Genomic DNA, 6,000 nt, shown 5'->3' with positions numbered 1-6,000 from the left:
ACCAAATCATAATCCTGAAGATGCCGATAAATATACTCAGTCGCCATCTGAGTCTTACCGATACCACCAAGACCATGCAACGCCGAAGGAAGCACGGCGGTGGTACCACTGCTCAATCGCTTGGTGAGCTGGTCGAGCAGTTCGTCGCGACCGGTGAAGTTGGGGTTCCGCGGGGGGACGTTCCCGAAGATCAGCGGCGGGTCGTCGGGCTGGCGGTCGGGGAAGTGCCGGAAACTGTCCGCCGCCGACGGGTGGACGATCCTGGTCGTCGGTTCGTTCGCGTCGGGCTCGCTGAGATAAGTCGACCGTCCCTGTGGCACAGGTGTCGAAGCAGGTGGACGTTCGGCCGTCTCAGGCATTTTTGGGCTCACAGCCTTCTTTATTGATTCAGATTCGAATGCGACGAGACCCCGGCCTCGTACCGCGTTCCGTAGCCGGTCGGCCCGGGACAGATACGGTCCGGAAAGCGCGCGCATGAGCGCGCTTTCCAATTCCACATCGGCCGGGGACTCGCGGGTGAGGTCTGGATCCGGTGTGTTGTTCGGGTCGGCGATGGCGTCCCGGAGGTGACCGAGCAACCTGATCCGGTCACCGAAATGGGTGGCGGCCACTCGGACGACACTGGCCGTTTCCGACCGTCGCGCGCCACTGAGCAGCAATTCCCGGACTGCCTCGGGAAAAGCGAAGACCCCGTCGGTGTCCCAAGTGGACTTGCCTTCCCTGAGTGCGGGAGCGTACATCATCCCCGAAAGCAAAAGCTCGAGGAGGTGCTCCACTCCCGCTTCCGGTACGAACCGTTGTCCCACCAGCTTCGCCACGTCGAGACGGACCGGTACCGCCGCGAGCAACTGCGCCAAGCGTAGCGCCGGCGGCGACGCAACACTGCGGAATCTGTGCACTCTTTCGGCGGGTGACAAAGTTACCGGCGGGTCCGCGAAATCGGACCGGGAACTCCGTTCCGCGGTGAGGACGACCGTTCCTTCGACGGCACCGGTGTTCTCGCCGGTCATCAGCCCGGCCCACCAGCCCAGCGACCGTGGCCGCAGTTCGAGCATCGGCACGGGGACGAGGTGGCCGGGCACTTCCGAGCCCGGTTCGAGCCAGGCGTCCGCGAGGTCGCAACCCCATCGGCTGTTGGGTGCCAACGCGTTCGGGACACGTAACCACGCCTTGTGCGGCTCCATTCCGCACCGGCCCCACAGCCATGGCGGGAGCAGGTGGACGATGCTCACCGGCATCCGCCTGCCCCAGCGCGCGAGCATCGGGTACAGCGCGTCCTTGTTCTGCCAGGCATCGCCGACACCGTCGGTCAGCAGCAATACGGCCCGCCGTCCCGAAGAATCCACGATCTCGTCCGGGTCGCGGGCGGGCGCGCCGGGCGTACCACCACGAAGAACGAGACCCTCTTCGCTGTCCTTCGCCGTTTCCAGCAGCCGGACCTGAATGGTGCGGAAAGCACCCACCTGCCGGAGTAATTCGACGAAGGCCGACACCCTCGGCCGCCACAAGGCCATCGAGGGACCATTGTCGAGGACGAGCGTCAGGTCCAGCCAGCGCTCTTTTCTCGATCGGGTGACCGGCCACCACCGGCCGGTCTCCGCGACCCGGACGGCGGTCGCCACTTCGTCCAGGACCACGTTGTTGTGTCGCCGCGACACCGTCTCCCGTTTCAGTGATCTCAGTGCGCGGAAGTACTCCAGCGATTCGAGGAGTACCACTCCCCCCGGCCCGGTGCCGTCCACCGCGGGTTCGGGCAGCTCACCGGGCACGGCCTCGATCCCGACGATCTCACCGTCGTCCCCGGCGGGCGCCTCGGTGTCGACGATCCGCGACGGCCGCGACTCGGGAGGTTCCGGGTTTTCCCCGCGTTCGGCGGGAGCATTGCGGATCCGCGTTTTCTCGGAAGGCCGCTCCGGCTCCTCGTCGGGCTCGGCTCGGTCTGCGGCCCGCCGCGGCGAAATGGCCGCGGCCAGCCACACGATGTCGGCGACGTCGGTCCAGCTCAGGTCCTCGAACCCGAACCGCTCGACCCCCTGGGGGGAACCGGTCTTCCGCCGCTCCGCCACCGGGGCGGAACGCGAGTCGGACACACCGCCCGGCCCCTCCATGTCACCGCACCGTCAGTCGTTGCCAGAGGGCGTCCACCAGCCGCGGCCATGCCTCCTGATCCGGCTGGTACGCGCCCGACGTCGCGAGATAGACGGCGTCGAGCAGCCTGTCGGTGGGGAGACCGCCTTCCGCCTTGCTCCGTTCGGCGAATTCCCGGATGAGCCTGTCCCGGTGTTCGCCGTTCTCGCCGACCAGATGGCCCGCCACGATCGCCGCGAGCTGCTCCTCGTCCGGGTTCTCGATCCGCAATTGGAGGCAGCGGCGCAGGAAGGCGGGCGGGAACTCCCGTTCGCCGTTGCTGGTCATGACGATGATCGGGAAGGCGTGGCAGGCGATCCTGCCGTCGCGGACCACCGCGGTGCGCTGCGGATCGGCGGTGTGCACGGTGACCTCGGGATGCCGGTTGCGCACGCGCGCCAGTTCCTCGATGGAGAATTCGCCGTCCTCGAAGACCGACAGCAGGTCGTTGGGCAGATCCGCCTCGGATTTGTCCAGCTCGTCGATCAGCAGTACCCGCGGCAGCCTGCTCGGGAGGAAGACGGTGCCCAGCGGGCCGAGCCGGACGAAATCGCCGATCGGTGGTTCTTCCGCCTCGCCGCCGCGCTGCGCCTGACTGGTCGCCGCGGCCTGGACCCGGCCGATCGCGTCGTAGCCGTAGAGGCCGGAACTCAGCGCGGTGTGGCTGGTGATCGCCCAGCGCAGCACCCTGCCGAGACCGAGTTCCCTGGCGATCCGGTACGCGAGGCTGGATTTCCCCGTCCCCGGGTTTCCGGTGACCAGCAACGGACGGCGCAGATACAGGGCGGCGTTGACCATGTTCAGCTCGCCGTCGTCGACGGTCAGCTCCGAAAGCGTGAACGCGGTGCCGAGACGGCGCTCCGCCTCGCCGTCGTCCGGCGGCGGCACGTCGTTCTCCGGTGGCGGGTCGCCGCGATACGAACGCCACGGCGGCGGCGCGGGCAGCAACTGCGCGAGGTCGATGTCGTGAATGGGCCTTCCGGTTCCCCGGTAGATCCACCAATCGGGTGCGTCGTGCTGAGGCGTCCGGCCGTTCACGGCCGCGTCCTGATCGTTCCCGCTCATCCGCGGCATCCCCTTACAGTCGAGTCGGGATCAACGGTTGGTCCAGAACGATCACCCGTTTCGGGTCGTCCCACATTACCACCAGATCGTGAGCCAGAGAATTCTTGAACGGTACCGCCGCACCCGAATTCGCCAGTTTGCGGCGATCCGGGAGTTCGATAAAACCGCTGTCCGCGGCCAATACCCAGTCGAGCAACTCGCGCAGGTTCTCCGGCTCGGCGTCCGGATGCCAGAGCACCACCGGAAGGCCGCTGCGGAGCGCGCTCGTCAGTTCGTCCGGCACGCCGCCCGGTTCCGCTTGGGGCGAAGGGGGTTTCGTCAATACCAGGCCGACCCAGTGATCGTCGCTCAGGATGGCGTCGATCGGATGATCCTCGAACTCCGCGCACCCGGAATAGTGCAGCCGATCGGCGGCGGGGTCCTTCACCATCGAATCCCAGCGAACATGCCATGCGCGATGCCAATGCCTCGCCCGCATCCTCTCCAAAGACCGTATTCCGAGCCGGTACCCGTAGCGCAACGGCTGGGGATGGCCGGTCTCATGTTCCTTCGCCCAGCGCTGCACGGGCAAATTGATCAACGTCCTCGGCAGCAGGAATTCCACCGACGCGGACACGCTCTGGCCGGACCAGACGCCTTCAGTCTCCAAGATGACGTCATCGACCCTGAACTCGACCTCTTCTATCCCGATTTCCCGCACTCCACCGAGTGACGGCGGCCAGACCTCCGGATCGTCCTGCCGCCAGAACGCGAGCGTGCACCGCGTGGGATCCCCGGAAACCGGTTCGAGCATGATCAACAGATGCAGATGGGGCCGCTCCGGAATCGGTGGCCTGCTCTGCCGCTGATGCAGAAGGGCGGGGCCGAGCCGCAACGACCTGGCCTGGTCGGCGATCCAGTTCGCGATCATGGCCGCGGGCTCGCCGTCCACGTTTTCCGCGAGCAGGCCCAGAAAAGTCATGGCCGGTGGGATACCGTCCGGCCCCGCGTTGAAGTCGGCGAGCAACTGGAAAGCACCCCACGCGTCGGTGATGCCCTCCAGCCGGGGCAAGGGGACCGCGGGGCCGAGCGCGCGGCTCACCATGACCGCCAAATGGGGGACTTCCAGCCGGGTCAGTCTTCGGTGCAGGCCGGCCAGATCCTTGCGGGGGATCAGCTCCAGAACGGCGCTGTCCAGGTCGGCCAGAAACAGGTCTTCGGCGGCCGGTACCGCCGGTTCGGGGAATTTGGCGACCGTCGCGGTACCTTCTCCGTGCAGTCGTAAATAAGCCGTTCCGGTGAAGGTCTTCACCGAAACGGGTATCGGACTGTACGACTCGGGCAACAGGCCCGGGTCCTTTTCGATGACGTCGGCGAAAAATCGCTGCGAACAGATGAACGCGATCATCCGGCCGGATTCCGCGAACGCGTCCTTCGCCTGTTGCGCGTCCAGAATGCGGAAAGCGATGTCGACCGCTTCCCCGACCCACCCGTTGCCGTCGTCGATCACCTCGCCGGAGTTGAAGCTCACCCGGAGCCGCATCTGCGCCTGCGGCGTCCGCGTGTGGTTGTACCGGCGGAGGGCGACCGCGATGCGATCCGGGAACAGGTCGGCGACCAGGCTTTTGGTCGTTCCGGGCGGCAGAAGGACCAGCACACCGTCGCCGCGGTCCTCGTGCGCGCAGGAATCGAAATCGATACCGCTTTCGGCGAAGGCCGTCTTCAGCACCTCGTACATGCCTTGGTGGACGGCGAGTCTGTCGAGCCGGTTGCGGTCCGGCGCGGTGAACCCCACGACGTCCACCACGACGATCGTGCGGTCGAGAGCCCGCGTCGGTCGCGCCACTGGCCCCCTCCCAAGGTCCACGGCGCCGCCCCACCGGCGCCGACCGCCACATTATCGCGTCGATCGGCCCTGAGGGTGAGTGTCAATTGACAAATAGGGTGCGGCGGGAGCGTGCTAGGGCTCGTGAGCGGTAAGGACGGTTCTAACCGTCCTTACCGCTCACGAGGCGGTCAGACGCCGGCGACCTGCTGGATCCAGCTGCGGTAACGGGTGATGTTGGTGTAGGCGGTGTTGTTCGACCGGTCGCTGGTCGAGGCGACGCCGACCTGGCGGCCGCCGGAGAACATCGGGCCGCCCGAGTCACCGCCGGCGGTGATGCCGTCGACGCGGTTCGCGCAGACCGCGACCCCGCCGTGGTAGTCACCGCAGTTGACCGAGTTGACCCGGACGGTGGCGACTTTCAGGTAGCGGGACTGGCAGTTGATCTCCGAACCGCACTGGCTGGTCGCGCCCCAGCCGTAGACCTGGACGTTCTGGCCGACCGCGACGTTGCTCGTGGTGCCGAGCGGCGCGTAGGTGGCGTTGACCGAACTCGTCAGCCGGACGATGGCGAGGTCCGCGCCCGAGTGGCGGGTGATGCTCGCCGCCGTGGCCATCGTGCCGCCGCTCTGCTGGTCGAGGCTGCCGATCCGGAACGTGTAGCTGCCACTGCTGGCGACACAGTGCTTCGCGGTGAGGATGTACTGCGGCGCGATGATCGTCGCGCTGCAGTTCTGCTGGCCGTTCACGAACAGCCGGGCCGCCCAGGGAGCGTTCTGCGCGTACTGACCACCGATGATCATCGGCTGCACGCCCGAGGGCTCGGCGGCGGTCGCGGTGGGGGCGGTCGAGCCGAGCAACGCCATGAAGGCGGTACCGGCCAGCAGGACAAGAGAGCGCAGTCGCATGTTCCGACTCATTTCTGCGGCGGGTTCCGGCCGCTTCAGTGGGGACGAACGCGCTGATTCTGTGTCGTGCCAAGGGAACCCGGAAACCGACGAAAG

Annotated in this window: 4 protein-coding genes; all 4 read right to left on the bottom strand. The window is 66.8% G+C overall.

The genetic code is table 11. From position 1 onward, the window contains the following. Positions 1-2,090 (bottom strand): SAV_2336 N-terminal domain-related protein (locus AC0685_RS20075; RefSeq protein WP_478226903.1); only part of this gene is annotated, 2,090 nt, incomplete at its 3' end. A 19-nt stretch (positions 2,091-2,109) separates the two neighbouring features. Continuing rightward, complete coding sequence (locus AC0685_RS20070) at positions 2,110-3,192, bottom strand: AAA family ATPase (RefSeq protein ID WP_478226902.1); 1,083 nt, start codon at positions 3,190-3,192, stop codon at positions 2,110-2,112. A gap of 13 nt (positions 3,193-3,205) precedes the next feature. After that, a complete protein-coding gene (locus AC0685_RS20065; RefSeq protein ID WP_478226901.1) occupies positions 3,206-5,017 on the bottom strand; it encodes a VMAP-C domain-containing protein in 1,812 nt (603 codons plus the stop codon). Between the two features lie 170 nt (positions 5,018-5,187). Then, on the bottom strand, positions 5,188-5,904 hold the full coding sequence (locus tag AC0685_RS20060; protein WP_478226900.1) for a S1 family peptidase: 717 nt from the start codon (positions 5,902-5,904) through the stop codon (positions 5,188-5,190). Between the last annotated feature and the right edge of the window lie 96 nt (positions 5,905-6,000).

This window comes from Amycolatopsis sp. NPDC043889, assembly GCF_056435645.1.
Note: the sequence above shows the minus strand (reverse complement) of the source record. Positions and strands in the feature narration are given on the sequence as shown.